Below are 16,100 nucleotides of genomic sequence, written 5' to 3'. Positions count from 1 at the left end.
TTTGCTCCGAGATATAGTATTTTTTTATGTTAATCTAAATTTTTTTCATATATCAAAAGGAAAATATTGCAAAATGTTATAAAAACATATATACTCAGATTGTATATTTATATATATTCTGCTTTTGGCTCCGGCCAAAATGAAACAATAGGAGGGTACTGTGTTTTATGAAAACAATTGAAGAAGCGCTCCCATTATTAAAGCGGATTATGAAGTTGATTAGTTTGACTCTGGGTGAGGAATGTGAAGTGGTACTGCACGACTGGTCCAAAGGCTATGAACAGTCTATCATAGCTATTGAAAACGGACATGTTACGAATCGTGAAGTCGGTGACTGCGGCAGCAATCTGGGTCTGGAAGTCATGCGGGGTACCATCAAGGATGGGGACCGCTTTAACTATGTAACCAAAACTAGCTTAGGCAAGACACTAAAATCCTCAACTACGTATCTGTGTAATGATGAGGGAGAACCTTTAGGTGCACTATGCATCAACATCGATATTACAAATTTTATGAATTTCCGAAAGTCCTTTGAAGCACTTGTAGGAACTGAGGTTATGAATCAGGCAGAAGTTCCCTTTGACAACATTGAATTTCATGCCCAGGATGTCAGCCAGCTCACTGATTATCTCATAGCTCAAGGCTTAGAATTAGTAAACAAGCCGGTCAGCCAGATGACCAAAGACGACAAATTAACTATCATTAAATACCTGGATGAAAAAGGTACCTTTTTAATCACCAAATCAGGGGATAAGGTATGCCAGTTTTTAAATATTTCGAAGTTTACTTTGTACAATTATCTGGATACAATACGGGGTGATAAAGAAGAGAAAAAGAGTGAAAAAGCATAAAAAATGAAAGACAGAGGAGTCAGTTTTGCAGGACTAAATACCGCAAAATTGACTCCTCATCTCTTCTGTGATAAACTACTACCGAAGCAAAAATTTCTCACAGAAGGAGAAAACACCCATATGAATCACCTTCAAAAAATACTGTTCACTGACCTGGACGGTACACTTTTAGACGACAATAAGAAAATCACGCCGGAGAATTCTGCCGCCATTGCAGGTGCTCTCAGTAAAGGGCATAAAATCGTGGTCTCTACAGGCCGCCCCCTGGCAGGTGCCCTTCCGGTCATACAGTCTCTTGGCCTGGAGCAGAAGGGATGTTATGCCATCACCTATAACGGGGGCTTAATCTATGACTGTTACCAAAAAGAAACCCTGTATAAGAAAACGCTCTCCCGCTCTTATGTGGAATATATTTTTCAGGAAGCCGGGAAAAGAGGACTACATTGTCAGACATATTCCTCCGGCCATGTGCTGTCAAAAGCCTTTACGCCCGAGCTGGAAGATTATGTATCACACACGCTGGTTCCTCCAAAAATAGACCCTGATCTGCTCCAAAATCTGGACGAAGATCCTGTAAAAATTCTGGTAATTGAACTTACAAATACAGAAAAACTGCTTACATACCGCCGGGAAATCTCTGGGTGGGCCAAAGGAAAAATATCCGTCTTTTTTTCCAGTCCCTATTATCTGGAGCATGTGGCGGAAGGAATTTCCAAAGGTTCTGCTGTCCGCTTTTTGTGCCGGTATCTGCAGATTCCCCTTGCACAGACCATTGCTGTGGGAGACGCAGAAAATGATATTCCTATGCTTGCTGCCGCCGGTCTGGGTGCAGCAATGTGCAACGGTACAGAAGAAGTAAAAAAACATGCAGGTTATATCACTACCGCCGACAATAACCACAGCGGTGTGGCAGAAATAATTACAAAATTCATGGGATGCCCCTTTTCTTTTTAAGAAAAAGGGATTACAATAGGATTATTATAAAATTTTTGTGAGAAAGGAAGTCTAATATGGCAGGAACAGGAAAAAAACTGTTGGGTCTTGCAGTAGTTGGGGCTGCTGTAGCTGGAACAATCGCTTATTTCAAAAAGCAAAAAGAACAGAACGAGGATTTGGAAAAAGATTTTGAGGATTTTCAGGACAACGTTAAAGAAACTGCACACTCAGCCAAAGATGTGGTTGTTAATTTCAAAGATATTGTAACAAAGGATGTAGAAGAAAAGGTTAAAAAAGCAAAGGATACAGCTAAGGATGTAGCCGAATTTGCAGAGGATACCGCCGAGGATCTGGCAGATGGGTTCTCCGATATGGTGGATGAAGCCAAAGAGGCTGCTGAAGAAATGTTCGAGGACGAAGAGACGCCAATGAGCGAGAACGCAGACGACGGGGATGCAGTCACCGCAGAAACTGCGAAGACAGACAACACTCAGATATAATACAGGCCGCCAAACACGAAGCACCCGCAAAAAAATGCAGGTGCTTCTTCTTATTCATCCATTTCTAATTTACTTAAAATGTATCTTTTGTATTCTAAGAATTCCGGGGTCAGATTAAAATCTTCCCGTCTGGGCTTCTTTTCCCGGATAACAATTTCCTCTGTAATCCGTCCCGGGCTCCCTGTTAACAGATAAATACGATCGGACAAGAGAATCGCTTCGTCTATATCATGAGTGATAAAAATAGTAGACAGACGAATCTGCTCCATAACATTCAGATACCATTTGTGAATTGAACCTTTCGTCAGCGTGTCCAGGGCGCTAAATGGCTCATCCAGAAGGGCAGCTCCCTTTGAATATAGATAGGTTCTAAGAAGGGCAGCTCTCTGGCGCATCCCCCCGGAAAGCTGATGGGGATACTTTTTCTGCGTCCCATCGAGCCCGAATTCGTGAAAATACGGCTGCACCGTTTCTCTGGCATCCCTCTTTTTATCACCTTTGATCACCAAGGGAAGAGATACATTATCCTCAATGGTGCGGAAGGGCAGAAGCAGATCCTTTTGCAGCATGTAAGCAATGCTTCCCGGGCTTCCGGTGATATCAGCGCCGTTCAGCGTCACCTTCCCCTCTTCCGGAAGGGTCAGTCCCGATATAACATTAAACAGAGTGGTCTTGCCTACACCGCTCACACCCAGGAGACACACCAGTTCATTATCCCCGAGGCAGATAGATACATCCTCTATTATCTTTATTCCGTCAAAATATTTTGTCACATGAGATACTTCTAGTTTTGCCATGAGAGCCTCCGCGCCTATTCCGGAAGATATTCATTGGTGAAGCCAGCATTTTCCGGAAGTTCTGACTCCACCAGCTGATTCTCATTCAGCCACTGGTAGAACGCATTCCATCTGGCCGGATCGATATATCCCCACTGTTCCACTTCCCCTTTGTATTTATCCGCAAGATATTCCTGACTTGCCTGAACCAGCTCGGTGTCCAGTTCAGGGGATGCCTTGCAAAGAATCTCAGCGGCTCCCTTGGGATCTTCCACCGCGTCCTCATATCCCTTTTTCACCGCGCGCAGGAATGCTTTGGCAGTATCCGGATCCTGTTTGAGAAATTCATTGTTGGCTATTAAAACCGGGGTATAGTAGTCAAATACCGGGTTCAGGTCGGCAAACGCAAAGTAATCTGTTTCCAGCCCTGCCACTTCTGTGGCAACCCCTGCCCAGGCGTAAAAGATCCAGATGGCATCCACAGACTTTGACTGCAGTGCTGAGACCTCATCCGTCACCGTACTTGGAATCAGCTCAACCTTGCTGAAGTCTCCTCCGTCCCCTTCTATTACATTTTTCAGCATTGCCTTTTCCACCGGCATATCCCAGGTTGCGTATTTCTTCCCTTCCATCCCTTTGGGCGTATCCATTCCTTCTCCCGCCCGGGAGACGATCCCAGAGGTATTATGCTGAATCAAAGCAGCCACAGCTGTGATGGGAAGGGCATTCTCCCCAGCCACCGCAGGGGCCATACTGTCCTGAAAGGATACGCCGAACTGGGCCTTTCCTGAGGCCACCAATGCCTCTGCACCATCCTCCGGCGGCTGTGCAATCTCCACCTTAAGGCCTTCCTCCTCAAAGTATCCCTTTTCCTGGGCTATATACACTCCGGTATGGTTGGTATTCGGCGTCCAGTCCAGAACAAAACTCACTTCTTTCAGTTCTTTGCTTTTCTCCCCGCCGGTTCCTTCGGTACTTTTCTTTGTTCCGCAGGCAGCTGCAGAAAAAACCATAGCTGTGCAGATCACAGCTGCAATAATTCTCTTTCTCATTTTTTACTTTTTCTCCTCCCAAGGCATGCATTTTTTCTGCAGTACGTTAATCCCCCACATCAGCAGCAGGCTTAACGCCGATATCAGAAAAATGACAGCAAACATTTTGTCAAAAGCAAATGCCTTCCGTACTTTTGTCATGTATACTCCCAGGCCTCCAAAGCCTCCCAGCCATTCGGCAATTACCGCTCCTACTACAGAATACGTGGCTGAAATCCTCAGGCTCGCAAAAAACTGGCCGGCCGCCCCCGGCACTTTCACATACCGGAAAATCTGGCCCCTGGTAGCCCCCATAGAGCGCATTAGGTTCATCATATCCTTATCAGCTGAGCGGAAGCCGTCCAGAAGCCCCACGGTTACAGGAAAAAAGGTTACAATGACAATCAATATGACCTTCGGTGTCATCTCGTAGCCGAACCAAAGCACCAGAAGAGGTGCCAGGGCAACCGTAGGCACTGTCTGGGTAACCACCACAATAGGATAAAGTGCCTGATACAGCCGTTCAAAGCAGTCCATGGCCACAGCCATCAGAAAACCAATGGCCACTCCCAGAAAAAGCCCCGCAAAAGCCTCCAGCAGAGTAATCCTGCAGTTCTCCAGCAAGAGAGGAAAATCATCTATAAAAGCTTTTACCACATCCCCGGGGGAAGGCAGCATATAAGACGGGACAAGCTCAGCCACAGATGCTGCCTGCCAGATAATCAGAAGTATGCCTATAGCAGCCAGGGACGGCAGCTTACTCGTGATGCTTCGTGACTTTCTTTTCAATGGTAAGTACATCTCCTTCAGGTTTGAAAGTAACCTTAATATAGGCTGCCACAGATGGTGCGCCTGCACGGATGGCAATATGCTGGCATTCTTTTACAATATCCATCAGTTCGTCGTAATCTCCCTCAATAGCCGTCTCAAAAGGCCCTACATAGCAGTTCAGTCCTGTGCTTTTAATATAAGCAATAACCTCATCTACAATACGGATTAATTCTTCATCGTTTTTTGCCTCCGGCAATGTCTGGATTGCTACACTTGCATTCATACTTCTCTCCTCCTTATTCATAACATAAAATAACCCTGCCGGATACACCGGCAGGGGCGAATATCAAAAAAGGCAAGCTGCTGTGAGCATCTTCCTGCTTATTCATCCCTACGCTGGCACTACCCAGATCAGGTCAAAGGGTTAAAAACAGATACGGTTTTAATCTCAGCCGGACTCCTCCGGCTCCCCTGTTGTTATTCATTAGTCTACTTCATTTTACAGCTTCTGTCAAGACCAGGCACGTTTCAGCCGTTTCATGGCGCTGACGATCTCATTTTCCGTCATTACTCCATAACCCATTAGCACCGTAGCCCGCGGCTTCTTCGCAGGCTCCTTCAGATAATACCTGGAAAGTCCGTATACTCTCACACTCTCCTCCTTCGCCCGCCGGATGGCCTCTTCCTCTGTCATGCCGTTTTTAAAATGCAGAAGGAGATGCACACCCGCATTTTCCCCGGACCACGTACATACGGAGTCCAGATCATGAAGCTCTCTCAGAAGAAGATCGTGCTTGCTTTTATAGAGTGCGCGCATTCGATTGAGATGGCGCTCGTAATAGCCTTCGTTCAGGAAACGTTCTATGATTTTTTGATCAACCTTTGACACTGTAACAGAAAATGGCTTCCCCTGTTTTTCGTACTGTTCCATCAGTTCCTTTGGCAGCACCATATAACTGATTCGTATGGCAGGGGCAATGGAACGGGAGAACGTTCCAAGATAAATCACCCGGTCGTTTTGGTCAAACCCCTGAAGCGCCGGAATCGGCTTTCCCTTATAGCGGAATTCACTGTCGTAATCATCCTCGATGATATACCTTTTTTCTTTCGCCGCCCAGCTCAACAGCTGCATTCTCCGCTTCATGGGCATAACTGTACCCATAGGAAACTGGTGGGAAGGCATAACATAGGCAATCTCGGCACCGGATTCTTCCAGTTCCGGGATTCGAATCCCCATCTCATCCATCTCAACAGATGCCAGCGGATAATTCAGTCTGAGAAATGCCTGGTAAGCCGAGGTATAAGTAGGATTCTCCATGGCTACGGTGTAGCCTGTTCCTAAGATCGTGCTTAAAAGCATCAAAAGATAATCATTGCCTGCCCCCACAATAATCTGATCCGGCTGACAGTTCACGCCTCTGGCGTAATACAGATAACTTGTAATCGCCTCCCTGAGACTTCGCTCCCCGTTGGCATCTCCCAGAAGAAACAATTCCGGGGCTTCTTCCTGAAGGACACTTTTGGACAGCTTTTTCCATGCGTTATAAGGAAAACCGCCTGGTGTAATTCCGCTGAGTGTAAAATCATAATCGTATACCGGACGGCCGTCTGTCTTCTTTTTTTCCAGGGGAACCAGAGCCGGACGGATATGGTAAAGCTCCTCAATGTCACACACGTAATACCCTTTGCACGGCACAGCCTCAATATATCCCTCTGATACAAGCTGCTCATACGCCAGGTCCACGGTACTTCTGCTTACCATAAGGTGGCTGCAGAGCGCACGGGAAGAAGGCAGACGTTCGCCTGCCTTCATTCTCCTTCCCTGTATTTCTTTTTTTATATGAAGATAAATCTGTTCATACAGAGGAATATTGGATTTGCTGTCAAGTGCAATAATTAATTCGTTCATATCCTGTTCTTCAGCCTACTTCGGCAGTTTAAAGGAACTTTTCAGGGAGACAATCCGGTTAAATACCAGTGCATCCGGCCTGGAATCCTTGGCATCCACACAGAAATAGCCGTTGCGCACAAACTGAAAACTGTCGTACGGCTTTGCATCCTGGAAACTCGGTTCAACATAGCAGTCCTTAATGACGGTTAACGAATTAGGATTCAGATTCAGGGAACCATCTTCATTGTAAACCCCTTTTTCCTCATCAATAATATTCTCATAGAGGCGGCACTCTGCCTTTACTGCCTGTGGTGCCGGCACCCAGTGGATGGTTCCTTTTACTTTCCTTCCTGTAAATCCGGAGCCGCATTTGGTCTCAGGATCATAGGTACAGTGTACCTCGATCACTTTGCCGTTCTCATCCTTGACAAAGCTCTGGCAGGTGACAAAATACGCATGCATCAGGCGCACTTCATTTCCCGGGAAAAGGCGAAAATACTTTCTGGGCGGTTCTTCCATAAAGTCTTCCCTCTCAATATACAGTTCTCTGCCAAAGGGAACCTTCCGATATCCCAATTCTTCATTCTCCAGGTTATTAGCTACATCCAGATATTCCACTTCACCTTCCGGATAATTATCGATAATAAGCTTTATAGGATCCAGGACTGCCATCATTCTGGGGCGCTTCATTTTAAGGTCCTCTCTGATGCAGTATTCCAGCATAGCATAGTCAACGGAACTGTTTGCCTTGGAAACTCCGCAGAGTTCCACAAACATTCTAATTGATTCCGGCGTAAACCCTCTTCTTCTGAGTGCCGCAATGGATACCAGACGGGGATCATCCCATCCGTCTACAATGCCGTCCTCTACCAGCTTCTTAATATAACGCTTTCCCGTGACCACATTCGTAAGATATAATTTTGCAAACTCAATCTGCTTCGGCGGTTTCTCATATCCCAGCTCCCTCACTACCCAGTCATACAGAGGCCTGTGATCTTCAAATTCCAGGGTACAGATAGAGTGGGTAACTCCCTCAATGGCATCCTCAATAGGATGGGCAAAATCATACATGGGATAAATACACCAGGTATCTCCCGTGCGGTGATGGTGCATATGAGCTACACGGTAGATAACCGGATCTCTCATATTTATATTCGGTGAAGACATATCGATCTTCGCACGGAGCACCTTTTCCCCATCCTTAAACTCGCCGTTCTTCATCTTCTCAAAAAGCTCGAGATTCTCCTCCACACTCCTTACCCGGCAGGGGCTATCTTTTCCAGCCTCTGTCAGTGTTCCCCTGTAGTCCCGGATCTCCCCCGGAGACAGGTCGCATACGTATGCTTTTCCCTTTTTAATCAACTTTACCGCAGCCTCATACATTTGTTCAAAATAATCAGATGCAAAGTAGAGCCGGTCCTCCCAATCGGCTCCCAGCCACTGTATATCTTCCTTGATAGACTCTACAAATTCTACTTTTTCCTTTGTGGGGTTTGTATCATCGAAGCGCATATTAAACTTACCGTTGTACTTCCTGGCAAGTCCGTAATTCAGAAGAATGGATTTTGCATGTCCAATATGCAGGTATCCGTTAGGTTCCGGCGGAAAACGGGTACAGACACTGTCGTATACGCCTTCTTCCAGATCTTTATCAATAATCTGTTCAATAAAATTCTTGGAAACTGTTTCTTTTTCCATTAAAAGTTCCTCCTCGTGTTACAGGTTATATTCCATAATATCATAGAATCTTTTAATTTCAAAGGTTTTTTGATAAAATGGAACTGCTGATACTGTTTTTTTACATACAGTTTCTCCATGTCCATAAGAAACCATACCCAAGTGCATACCATATCAGGTATCCCTGGGATATCATGAAAAGGAGTACAATTCATATGACCAAAAAAATTCTTGTATTGATTCCTGTGAAAGACAGGCACAAACTGCGGCTGGAAGAGACTGCACCCAACGGAACTTTCACATACGCCTCACCCCAGACAGTCACAGAAGAGATGGCCGCAGAGTCTCACATCATCATCGGCAATATCCCGCCCAAACTCCTCCGCACCAGCGAAAAGCTGGAGCTCCTCCAGTTAAACTCTTCCGGCGCAGACGCCTATATAAAAGAAGGGATCCTCGCACCGGGGACAATGCTTGCCAGCGCCACCGGAGCATACGGAAAGGCGGTTTCTGAACATATGCTGGCCATGCTGTTGAGCCTCCAGAAGAAACTCCATCTGTACCGGGATGCTCAGAACCGGGAGGAATGGGCAGATGAGGGAGAGGTTGTCTCAATCACTGATTCCCGCATTTTGATTCTGGGGCTGGGAGATATCGGACGCAGCTTTGCTGCCCTTACTAAGACTCTTGGCGCTTACGTCATTGGCATGAAACGCCGCCCCGGCGCTGCTCCCGCCTGTGTCCATGAGCTTCTTCCCGCCGAAGAGCTGGAGCAGGTCCTTCCCACCGTGGATGCAGTTGTCAGTTTTCTGCCCAATACTCCTGAGACGAAGCATCTCTTTGACAGAAGGCGTTTGTCTCTCATGAAGCCTTCCGCCATCCTTCTGAACGGGGGGCGGGGAAATTCTGTGGATCCGGACGCGCTGTATGATGCCCTGTCCTCAGGCGCTCTGTATGCCGCGGGGCTGGATGTCACAGATCCGGAGCCGCTTCCCCCGGGACACAGACTCTGGTCTCTTCCTAACGTGTATATCACTCCCCATGTGGCAGGAAAATATCACTTGCCGGAAACCCTGGACCGCATAGTAGAGATTGCCTGCAGCAACCTGTCCAGCCATTTAGAAGGAAAACCCCTGAAAAACCTCATCGACCTCACTACCGGTTACTGTAAGTAATAACTTTTATGAATCAAAAAACTTTGTTTGTAATTCTTCAAAAACCTATTGACAAGCCTCTGGGTTTTTGATAGAATTACAAACGTTGACAGCGACAAAAACAGTCAATATGCTGCCTTGGCTCAGTCGGTAGAGCGTCGCCTTGGTAAGGCGGAGGTCGGCGGTTCAAGTCCGCTAGGCAGCTTTTTCTGGAAGGTCTGAAGCCCTTGTTTTGGTAGGGTTTTGGGCTTTTTTAGTTATCAGGTTTAACTTTTGCTGTACCCGGTTGTTGTTTACAAATAATCATCTATTTATATCCTGGCTTAACTCTTCGTTTACTTTATCAATAGTTTCAATAAATTCTCCATTTGGCAAACGCTTATATTCACCATATGAGCTCACATCTTTTCTTGACATTCACTGCATTCCCTATCATGAATGGAAATTATACCGCCGCACTTTAAGCAGGTATATTTCTCTTTCTGCCTTTCCATAAACATTTCCAAACCACAGTTCCGAACAAATTCACTATTTTCCATAAGGCTTGCCTGATACCTTTTGTTATAGCTTTTTTCCAGATTTCTTATGGGTGTACAAGGATACTCGGTGCATTCAAAGCAGTAGATCAAGCCTTTGGAGTTAATACAATCTTTTATCTTACATTTACGGCAGTGTTCCGGCTTTCCCGTATTGCTGTTCAGACAGCCGGCACAGGGGGTTTTATGGTAACAATGCTTATAACATACCTTGCAATTCATTCCGCATGGAGCAAACATTATCGTATCTATATTTTCTTTTGGCATTTTCATAGTTTACATAGAATACAACAAAACACAGGCCATTATAACAGTTATCGTGTCACTGACATAATTAATCATGTCTGCCAGCTGTTTGTTTTGTGGATTATTTTTCAATTCTTTTAGTTTGGCTTTCAACTCGCTGCTTTCATGTTTAGAAAAATATTGATTTAAGTTTTTCGTCTCCTTCAAAATATAGATTAGTGCTATATCATGAGAAGTAATTTCTCCGCCCGTTGTAATTGCTGACTTTATCATCCCTATGAGTTCATCCTTATAGTTTTTTTCAGGAATATATGTCGTTTTAGGGCCGAACAAACCGCCCGTCCCTTTTGCCGCTTTGCCCTCCTCTTTCAGTGATTCCCCTATCTGGGCTGTGAGCTGTTTGATTCTGCTGCCTGTGTAATAATCACTCATCAACTTATCTATGGAACGGGGCTTTTCATTGAGATACGCGTACAGTAATGCAAGGTGTGCAAGTTCTCCGGGGTTCTCTTTGATTACGGAAATCTTATTCTTATCCGCTGTTATTACATTATTTACTAAAAAATCCATAAAACCTGCCGCCACAAGACCCGCATATGATTCCTCTTTGTGCATTGACGGCATATTCCCATTCTCATCAACCGTTAAAGTATAATATTCCTGTGCAATCGATTTTCTGTCCATGTATCGTCCCTCCAAGTTTTCAATTTAATTTTATTTCTAATAATTATAGCATGGATATACCTCCAAGACATTACTTTTCTGATTTTCTCCAAGGGCACATGGTTGGTTTATGGAGGTACAAGCTTCTTTTCACAGCGGAAAAAAAGCACCCTGGGGAAACAGGGTGCTCAAACTTGGAAAATAGCGAGTGGAGTATCTCTACTATCTTTGTCAAGTATACTTCATCTTGCGGGCTGTGTCAATGCAATTTTTATCTTATGTTTTCTGTTCTTTTTGTTCCGGCAATATTTTTCTCTCCGGTTCATAATCCCTAACTCCGGGGAATATCATTAAGTAACTTCTTCTTCCGAGGCCTTTATGCAAACCATTTCCCGAAATATCCTTGAAGATACTATGTATTATAAAAATATCCCTGTCCTTGTTTACCGAATTCAATATCCCTCTTTTACATCCACATGCAGTTTCTCCTCCGCGCAGAGTATAAACAATTATTATGCTTCTGCTGCCAAGGAACAGGAGGCGTACTGCAGAACAGTTCTTTATTCTCAGGCCGTGGATTATGCACGGTACCTGCCGGACAATCAGCCGCCTTTTAACAGCTATCAGTTTTTCTCAGATTACCATGTCACATTTAATTCCTGCTGCATCACCAGCCTTTATCTGGAACAGTACACCTATCTGGGCGGTGCTCACGGAACCACCCTGCGTATCTCCCACACGTGGAACTTTTTCACCGGAGGGCAGCTGCAGTTAAAAGATTTTTATCCGGACTCTTTTTCCATACCTGAGGATCTTCTGGATTCTGTAACACAGCAGACAGCAGAACGCCTGGCCCTCAGCCCTTCCACCTATTTTGACGACTATGGGGAACTGATCCGGAAAAACTTCCGGCCGGAAAACTTTTATCTCAGACCGGCAGGAGCTGTAGTCTATTATCAGCAGTATGATATCGCTCCTTACGCAGCAGGAATCCCTGAGTTTCTGATCCCTTTTGCAGGTACAGAGCAAAAAATGGGCTAAAACTTTCTCTGGCAATCCCATAGTAAAAAATGCTATAATCAGCCTATACCACACAGCCTTTTAACCGGCAGAGAAAGGAGTTTTTATGAAAGAGTACGAGTTATTATGCGAATATTATGACACCTGTTCCCTCAAACCCACCACCAGTCTGAAGGAGATTGAAACTGACAATTTGGATGAATATATGCGTCAGTTTATTCCGCAAAATGCCGCATGCACCTGTACTACCACTCCTGAGGGTGATATTGTATATGATATTATGCATGCAGGCATCCGCAAACGGTATCAATTCACAGAACTATAGAGGCAGATTGCTGTTGTTTTTCTTTTCCTGTGCAATAAGATACTCTACGCCCTTGATAACCTCCTCTCTAAGCCTTTGATCATAGATCTCTTCCAGAGGGGTAAGCGGGCGAAACCTTCCATCCTCTCCCAGGCTGTCAAAGGGCAAGATTTCTGCTTTTTCCCCGGCAGCCGGGAGAAAATCGTATTTTCTCATTTCCAGCCAGATCCCTGAAATCTCGTACAATTTGCTCTCTGCATTCATTCGCGTCTCATCCAGCGATTCTCTCAGGCTTTCCGCCACTCTTGTCAGAGGGAACCTGACAGACACCTTTTTCCTCCCATTCTGCCGTATCAGCGAAGCCTCCTCCTCCAGATATTCAAGAATCAGACTCTCAAAAGCAGCAGTAACCAGCGCCTGTATCTCCGCGCCTGTCATAAACTTCTTTCTCTCCGCGGCGTATAACAAAACCGGCAGCAGCAGTTTCTTCAGTTCATCCTCTGACACAGCGCTGAAATCCTCCTCAAGATTCTTGGTTCTCCGTTTCAGACATACACGAAAAATATCCAGACACTCCCTCTGAGACGGCATAAACGTATAAAACTTTTCATCAAAACGTCCTTTTCGGAAAAATTCCGGACGCAGACCTGTAAGCTGATTTGCCGTGGCAACTATAAAACATGGAAAGTCTTTTTCCTGCATCCAGGACAAAAAAATGCCAAAGAGTCTTAGTGTTACCTCATGTCCTTCCTGGCTGCCAGTGCCTGCAAAAGCCTTTTCCAGCTCATCAATCCACAGTACGCAGGGAGCCATCTCTTTCAGAAGCCTCAGCGCCCGTTCCAGGTTCGCCTCACTCTCTCCCAGATAAGAGCCCAAAAGGCGTCCCATACTCATTTTGAGAAGCGGGATTCCAAAAATTTGCTGTGTCACCCTGGCAAGAAGAGATTTTCCCGTTCCGGGTATTCCCGCTATCAAAACACCTTTTGGCAGTTCTGCCTGATCCTCTATCATAATGTCAAAATTCTGATAGATGGCGGCTTTCCTGGACAGCCACTTTTTAATGGCCTCCAGGCCTCCAACCTGCTCTTCTCTCTCCTCCGCCCACTCAAGAAGAGAATTGCTTTTAATCAGCAGTTGTTTTTTCTCCTCATTGATGATTCTAAAGAGCGCTTTTCCTGAGGCGCCGAAGGCATCTGGCTGCAGCAGTGCATACTGCAATATTCTCTTGATTTCACTGGTTCGAAATCCTTTAAAGTACTGAATCATTTTTTTATAAAGTTTATCATCCCCTGCCGTTTTATCACCCAGAATTTCCCATATAATATTCCCTATCTCAGCTTCCGTTAAACCTGGGATCTCCTCTACATAGATATATGGTTCCAGCATAGGGGGAAGTTGTATTGCACTGCCGGAGGCCAGAAACAACATCTTTTTATTTTTCTGTTTCCCCGCAGAGCTGCACAGTATCTTCTCCAGGGCCCTTGCAAAGCTGCTTCCTCTTTTTATATATTCTTCCGCATTGCGCACTATTAGGATCGAATGTTCTTCATCCTCCACCGCAAAAAAGGCTTCCAGGGCCTGGGCAATATAATCCGGAGAGGAAGCACAGGTTTTTCTGAGAAGGTCCACAGAGGTATAGGCGCAAACTCTTCCCGCCGGATACTCCAGGGGAGCTGCCCCTCCCATATAGCGGTATATATCATCTGCATATCCTCCTTCCCGGTTTCTTATCCTGCCAATCTCCCAGATATTGTTCTTTGGCAGGTATCCCATCTCACAGCTAATGCAGTCTGTGAGACGGTTCAAATCCTCCCCATAATTTGTTGGAAATAAAAAAGCTGCCACTCCGCTTTCATAAAGATCCATTACGCGCATGGCCAAATCTGCAAGGCTCTTCATGCTGCTCCCTCCCGTTAATGGCCAGTCTTCACCGTCACTTTTTCCTTCACCGGTTCCAGAATCTTGTCCTCCGCAAACCTTTTGCCGGATTTGACAAGCATAAGCAGCCCTTCTCTTATGTCCTCTACGATAGAAGCAGCTCCTGTCCTGTAGATCTTCCATTTTTCTGACACTCCCGGGAGGATTCTTTCTGTCACAAGCATATATATCTGACTTCCGTAATATGTAATCTTTTGTTTTACAGGAGGCAGCAGCCGGCGCTCTACCTCTTCCCATATCTCTTTCCAGGAATCTGCGGTGTCTTCCAGTATTCCCTCACTGTAAACCTCCACAAATCCCATTACCGCCAAAAAGTTGATCACCCCCATTAATGTAAACTGGACAATGGTTCCCAAAAGTGCGGGAAGCCCAAGGCCGGTCAATACATTGCCCGCCATAACAGCTCCCCCTATCAGCAGAGTACCGGCTGCATAGAGAGCAAACAGTATCCCCAAAACTGCGGCTGCCGTAACAGCGCCCACAATAAGGGCAAACCCGATATCAACGATTTTGCTCACTGCCTTTTCAAAGTTGCCTGTGCGGAGCGCCTCTTCCATAGCGTCCGCCTGTTCTCTTCCGGCCGCGGTCTGCCTGCCGGTCAGATTCGCATAATATGACAGGTTCTTCGGTTCCAAAGAAGTCTCCTCCGGAGAAATCTCTCCTCTTCTCAGTTTTCTGTACAGGACAACCCCCTCCAGAAGTTCCTGCTCCTCCTCCATATCCGCCAGTACAGATACCAGTTCCTTCCCTGTGGCCCGACTCAGCAGGGATTTCCAGTCTTCCAGCAGTACATTGTCAAAAAATATAGTCCCGCTGTATTTCACAGCATCTAATGCTTCCTCCAGCAATTCTTCGATCTCTGTACGCTTAGGATCCTCCATCTGCATCTCAGAGGCAAGCTCCCATTCCAGGGCCAGTTCTACGGCTTTCGCGCTGTCTTTTTGTCCGGAAAAGGCCTCCTCTGACTCCTGGAGCTTATACTGCATTCCCAGAGCCCGCAGTACCGACAAAGTACGGTATTGCTGCAGATTATCCATCTCATTGGCCCGGAAAAATTCCCCCATATACTTCCTCGCCTCTGCTTCCAGATCCGGATTTCCGGAAAAGCGCTGTGACAGGTCGTGCTGCTCCTGTATTCCGTCTTTCAGCTGGCTGATATATTCCAGGGCATCCGCTTTGCTGTCATGGAATTCCTCTGTCAGCATCCGGGCACAGAATTCCTCTGCGGATTCTTCCCTGCTGTTTTTATAAAGCTCAGCCAGTTCCAGCAGCTCATCTTTTACAGAGATTACCATTTGCTCCGTCAGTTTATATCCTCTCATACCCTTCCTCCTCTATTTCTTTTTAATCAATTCAATATACAATTTAATCTGTTCTATCTGGGAATCCAGAAAACGTATCTCCTCCTCCGCTTTTTTGTATTTCTGCATCAGAGACGCACTGTACAGACTTCTTTCCATCCGTTTATCGTAGATCTGGTCCATGGCCTGCGTAAGCTTCAGCACGGTTTCCAGCTGGCCTGTCTCCCCCCTGGCTTCATACTCTTTGACAATATCCAGCCAGGAAACCGAATCTTCTTCCTGCCCCTCCTGCTCTTTTTGACCCAGATAATCCTCCAGCCTTTCTTCTGTAATCAGCCCATCCTGTATAAACTGCTGAGGAGGGATCTCATATCCCTGCCTGTTGTAAGATTTCATGGCCTGAATCTTTCCGTCTCTGATCTTCCGTCTGATCGTCTCCTCATTCTGTGCGAGAAGTTCTGCAATATCTTTTACTGATAAATTCTTCATTTTGCTTCCTTCTTTT

General features: G+C 45.7%; 18 protein-coding genes, 1 tRNA gene and 1 riboswitch. Of the genes, 7 read left to right on the top strand and 12 right to left on the bottom strand.

All coding sequences use genetic code 11. The features are described from left to right. The first annotated feature begins 167 nt into the window (after positions 1–167). The 3 genes from BUA56_RS17250 (at position 168) to BUA56_RS17240 (ending at position 2,287) form a co-directional block, all read left to right on the top strand. Positions 168–851 (top strand): helix-turn-helix transcriptional regulator, encoded by a 684-nt coding sequence (locus BUA56_RS17250; protein WP_072853952.1) that lies wholly within the window; start codon positions 168–170, stop codon positions 849–851. Between the two features lie 120 nt (positions 852–971). Continuing rightward, positions 972–1,805: a Cof-type HAD-IIB family hydrolase gene (locus BUA56_RS17245; protein ID WP_072853950.1), complete on the top strand. Its 834-nt coding sequence runs from the start codon at positions 972–974 to the stop codon at positions 1,803–1,805. A 56-nt stretch (positions 1,806–1,861) separates the two neighbouring features. Continuing rightward, positions 1,862–2,287 (top strand): YtxH domain-containing protein, encoded by a 426-nt coding sequence (locus tag BUA56_RS17240; protein WP_072853948.1) that lies wholly within the window; start codon positions 1,862–1,864, stop codon positions 2,285–2,287. Positions 2,288–2,337: 50 nt separating this feature from the next. Here the strand turns inward: BUA56_RS17240 and BUA56_RS17235 are convergent, their stop codons facing one another. The 6 genes from BUA56_RS17235 to BUA56_RS17210 form a co-directional block, all read right to left on the bottom strand. After that, on the bottom strand, positions 2,338–3,084 hold the full coding sequence (locus BUA56_RS17235) for an ABC transporter ATP-binding protein (RefSeq protein WP_072853946.1): 747 nt from the start codon (positions 3,082–3,084) through the stop codon (positions 2,338–2,340). Between the two features lie 14 nt (positions 3,085–3,098). Then, positions 3,099–4,115 carry an ABC transporter substrate-binding protein gene (locus tag BUA56_RS17230; protein ID WP_072853944.1) on the bottom strand — a complete coding sequence of 339 codons (1,017 nt, stop codon included), beginning with the start codon at positions 4,113–4,115 and terminating at the stop codon, positions 3,099–3,101. Positions 4,116–4,118: 3 nt separating this feature from the next. Further along, entirely contained in the window at positions 4,119–4,883 is a 765-nt protein-coding gene (locus tag BUA56_RS17225; protein WP_072853942.1) for an ABC transporter permease, read from the bottom strand. Further along, on the bottom strand, positions 4,852–5,148 hold the full coding sequence (locus BUA56_RS17220) for a thiamine-binding protein (protein WP_072853940.1): 297 nt from the start codon (positions 5,146–5,148) through the stop codon (positions 4,852–4,854). The genes BUA56_RS17225 and BUA56_RS17220 overlap by 32 nt, the downstream gene beginning before the upstream one ends. Before the next feature lie 90 nt (positions 5,149–5,238). Further along, a riboswitch (TPP riboswitch) is annotated at positions 5,239–5,348 on the bottom strand. Positions 5,349–5,376: 28 nt separating this feature from the next. Beyond that, positions 5,377–6,774 carry a MocR-like pyridoxine biosynthesis transcription factor PdxR gene (gene pdxR, locus BUA56_RS17215; protein ID WP_072853938.1) on the bottom strand — a complete coding sequence of 466 codons (1,398 nt, stop codon included), beginning with the start codon at positions 6,772–6,774 and terminating at the stop codon, positions 5,377–5,379. Between the two features lie 15 nt (positions 6,775–6,789). Next, complete coding sequence (locus tag BUA56_RS17210; protein WP_072853937.1) at positions 6,790–8,454, bottom strand: glutamine--tRNA ligase/YqeY domain fusion protein; 1,665 nt, start codon at positions 8,452–8,454, stop codon at positions 6,790–6,792. A gap of 194 nt (positions 8,455–8,648) precedes the next feature. On the opposite strand from BUA56_RS17210, the gene BUA56_RS17205 reads away from it, so the two are divergent. Next, positions 8,649–9,608: a D-2-hydroxyacid dehydrogenase gene (locus BUA56_RS17205; protein ID WP_072853935.1), complete on the top strand. Its 960-nt coding sequence runs from the start codon at positions 8,649–8,651 to the stop codon at positions 9,606–9,608. 111 nt (positions 9,609–9,719) lie between these two features. Further along, positions 9,720–9,792 (top strand) — tRNA-Thr (locus BUA56_RS17200). A 193-nt stretch (positions 9,793–9,985) separates the two neighbouring features. Here the strand turns inward: BUA56_RS17200 and BUA56_RS17195 are convergent. The 3 genes from BUA56_RS17195 to BUA56_RS23450 all read right to left on the bottom strand — a co-directional run bounded on the left by BUA56_RS17195 (position 9,986) and on the right by BUA56_RS23450 (position 11,488). Further along, positions 9,986–10,363 (bottom strand): DUF3795 domain-containing protein, encoded by a 378-nt coding sequence (locus tag BUA56_RS17195; protein WP_341443515.1) that lies wholly within the window; start codon positions 10,361–10,363, stop codon positions 9,986–9,988. 36 nt (positions 10,364–10,399) lie between these two features. Beyond that, positions 10,400–11,053: a GPP34 family phosphoprotein gene (locus tag BUA56_RS17190; protein WP_072853931.1), complete on the bottom strand. Its 654-nt coding sequence runs from the start codon at positions 11,051–11,053 to the stop codon at positions 10,400–10,402. Between the two features lie 255 nt (positions 11,054–11,308). Next, complete coding sequence (locus BUA56_RS23450; protein WP_207650949.1) at positions 11,309–11,488, bottom strand: hypothetical protein; 180 nt, start codon at positions 11,486–11,488, stop codon at positions 11,309–11,311. On the opposite strand from BUA56_RS23450, the gene BUA56_RS17185 reads away from it, so the two are divergent. Then, positions 11,411–12,073 carry a DUF3298 and DUF4163 domain-containing protein gene (locus BUA56_RS17185; protein WP_072853930.1) on the top strand — a complete coding sequence of 221 codons (663 nt, stop codon included), beginning with the start codon at positions 11,411–11,413 and terminating at the stop codon, positions 12,071–12,073. The genes BUA56_RS23450 and BUA56_RS17185 overlap by 78 nt on opposite strands. An 85-nt stretch (positions 12,074–12,158) precedes the next feature. Beyond that, positions 12,159–12,377, top strand: a complete 219-nt coding sequence (locus tag BUA56_RS17180) for a hypothetical protein (protein ID WP_072853928.1) — start codon at positions 12,159–12,161, stop codon at positions 12,375–12,377. Here the strand turns inward: BUA56_RS17180 and BUA56_RS17175 are convergent. From BUA56_RS17175 to BUA56_RS17165, 3 genes are read right to left on the bottom strand one after another with little or no spacing between them, the layout of a single operon-like run. Continuing rightward, positions 12,372–14,255 carry an AAA family ATPase gene (locus BUA56_RS17175; RefSeq protein ID WP_072853927.1) on the bottom strand — a complete coding sequence of 628 codons (1,884 nt, stop codon included), beginning with the start codon at positions 14,253–14,255 and terminating at the stop codon, positions 12,372–12,374. The two genes, BUA56_RS17180 and BUA56_RS17175, sit on opposite strands and share 6 nt — an antisense overlap. A 14-nt stretch (positions 14,256–14,269) precedes the next feature. Beyond that, the gene (locus BUA56_RS23040; protein WP_072853925.1) at positions 14,270–15,616 is read right to left on the bottom strand and encodes a hypothetical protein; all 1,347 of its coding nucleotides are present in this window, start codon (positions 15,614–15,616) and stop codon (positions 14,270–14,272) included. A gap of 12 nt (positions 15,617–15,628) precedes the next feature. Further along, positions 15,629–16,084, bottom strand: coding sequence for a MerR family transcriptional regulator (locus BUA56_RS17165; protein ID WP_072853923.1), 456 nt, complete (start codon positions 16,082–16,084; stop codon positions 15,629–15,631). Between the last annotated feature and the right edge of the window lie 16 nt (positions 16,085–16,100).

This window comes from Lactonifactor longoviformis DSM 17459, assembly GCF_900129135.1.
In the GTDB taxonomy this organism is placed as follows: domain Bacteria; phylum Bacillota; class Clostridia; order Lachnospirales; family Lachnospiraceae; genus Lactonifactor; species Lactonifactor longoviformis.
This window is presented reverse-complemented; position numbering and strand designations above follow the sequence as displayed.

Bases quoted from the DNA above. Each gene is read 5' to 3' on its own strand.
- BUA56_RS17250 (WP_072853952.1), top strand. From the start codon at position 168: ATGAAAACAATTGAAGAAGCGCTCCCATTATTAAAGCGGATTATGAAG.
- BUA56_RS17245 (WP_072853950.1), top strand. From the start codon at position 972: ATGAATCACCTTCAAAAAATACTGTTCACTGACCTGGACGGTACACTT.
- BUA56_RS17240 (WP_072853948.1), top strand. From the start codon at position 1,862: ATGGCAGGAACAGGAAAAAAACTGTTGGGTCTTGCAGTAGTTGGGGCT.
- BUA56_RS17235 (WP_072853946.1), bottom strand. From the start codon at position 3,084: ATGGCAAAACTAGAAGTATCTCATGTGACAAAATATTTTGACGGAATA.
- BUA56_RS17230 (WP_072853944.1), bottom strand. From the start codon at position 4,115: ATGAGAAAGAGAATTATTGCAGCTGTGATCTGCACAGCTATGGTTTTT.
- BUA56_RS17220 (WP_072853940.1), bottom strand. From the start codon at position 5,148: ATGAATGCAAGTGTAGCAATCCAGACATTGCCGGAGGCAAAAAACGAT.
- pdxR (WP_072853938.1), bottom strand. From the start codon at position 6,774: ATGAACGAATTAATTATTGCACTTGACAGCAAATCCAATATTCCTCTG.
- BUA56_RS17210 (WP_072853937.1), bottom strand. From the start codon at position 8,454: ATGGAAAAAGAAACAGTTTCCAAGAATTTTATTGAACAGATTATTGAT.
- BUA56_RS17205 (WP_072853935.1), top strand. From the start codon at position 8,649: ATGACCAAAAAAATTCTTGTATTGATTCCTGTGAAAGACAGGCACAAA.
- BUA56_RS17195 (WP_341443515.1), bottom strand. From the start codon at position 10,363: ATGTTTGCTCCATGCGGAATGAATTGCAAGGTATGTTATAAGCATTGT.
- BUA56_RS17190 (WP_072853931.1), bottom strand. From the start codon at position 11,053: ATGGACAGAAAATCGATTGCACAGGAATATTATACTTTAACGGTTGAT.
- BUA56_RS17185 (WP_072853930.1), top strand. From the start codon at position 11,411: ATGCAAACCATTTCCCGAAATATCCTTGAAGATACTATGTATTATAAA.
- BUA56_RS17180 (WP_072853928.1), top strand. From the start codon at position 12,159: ATGAAAGAGTACGAGTTATTATGCGAATATTATGACACCTGTTCCCTC.
- BUA56_RS17175 (WP_072853927.1), bottom strand. From the start codon at position 14,255: ATGAAGAGCCTTGCAGATTTGGCCATGCGCGTAATGGATCTTTATGAA.
- BUA56_RS23040 (WP_072853925.1), bottom strand. From the start codon at position 15,616: ATGAGAGGATATAAACTGACGGAGCAAATGGTAATCTCTGTAAAAGAT.
- BUA56_RS17165 (WP_072853923.1), bottom strand. From the start codon at position 16,084: ATGAAGAATTTATCAGTAAAAGATATTGCAGAACTTCTCGCACAGAAT.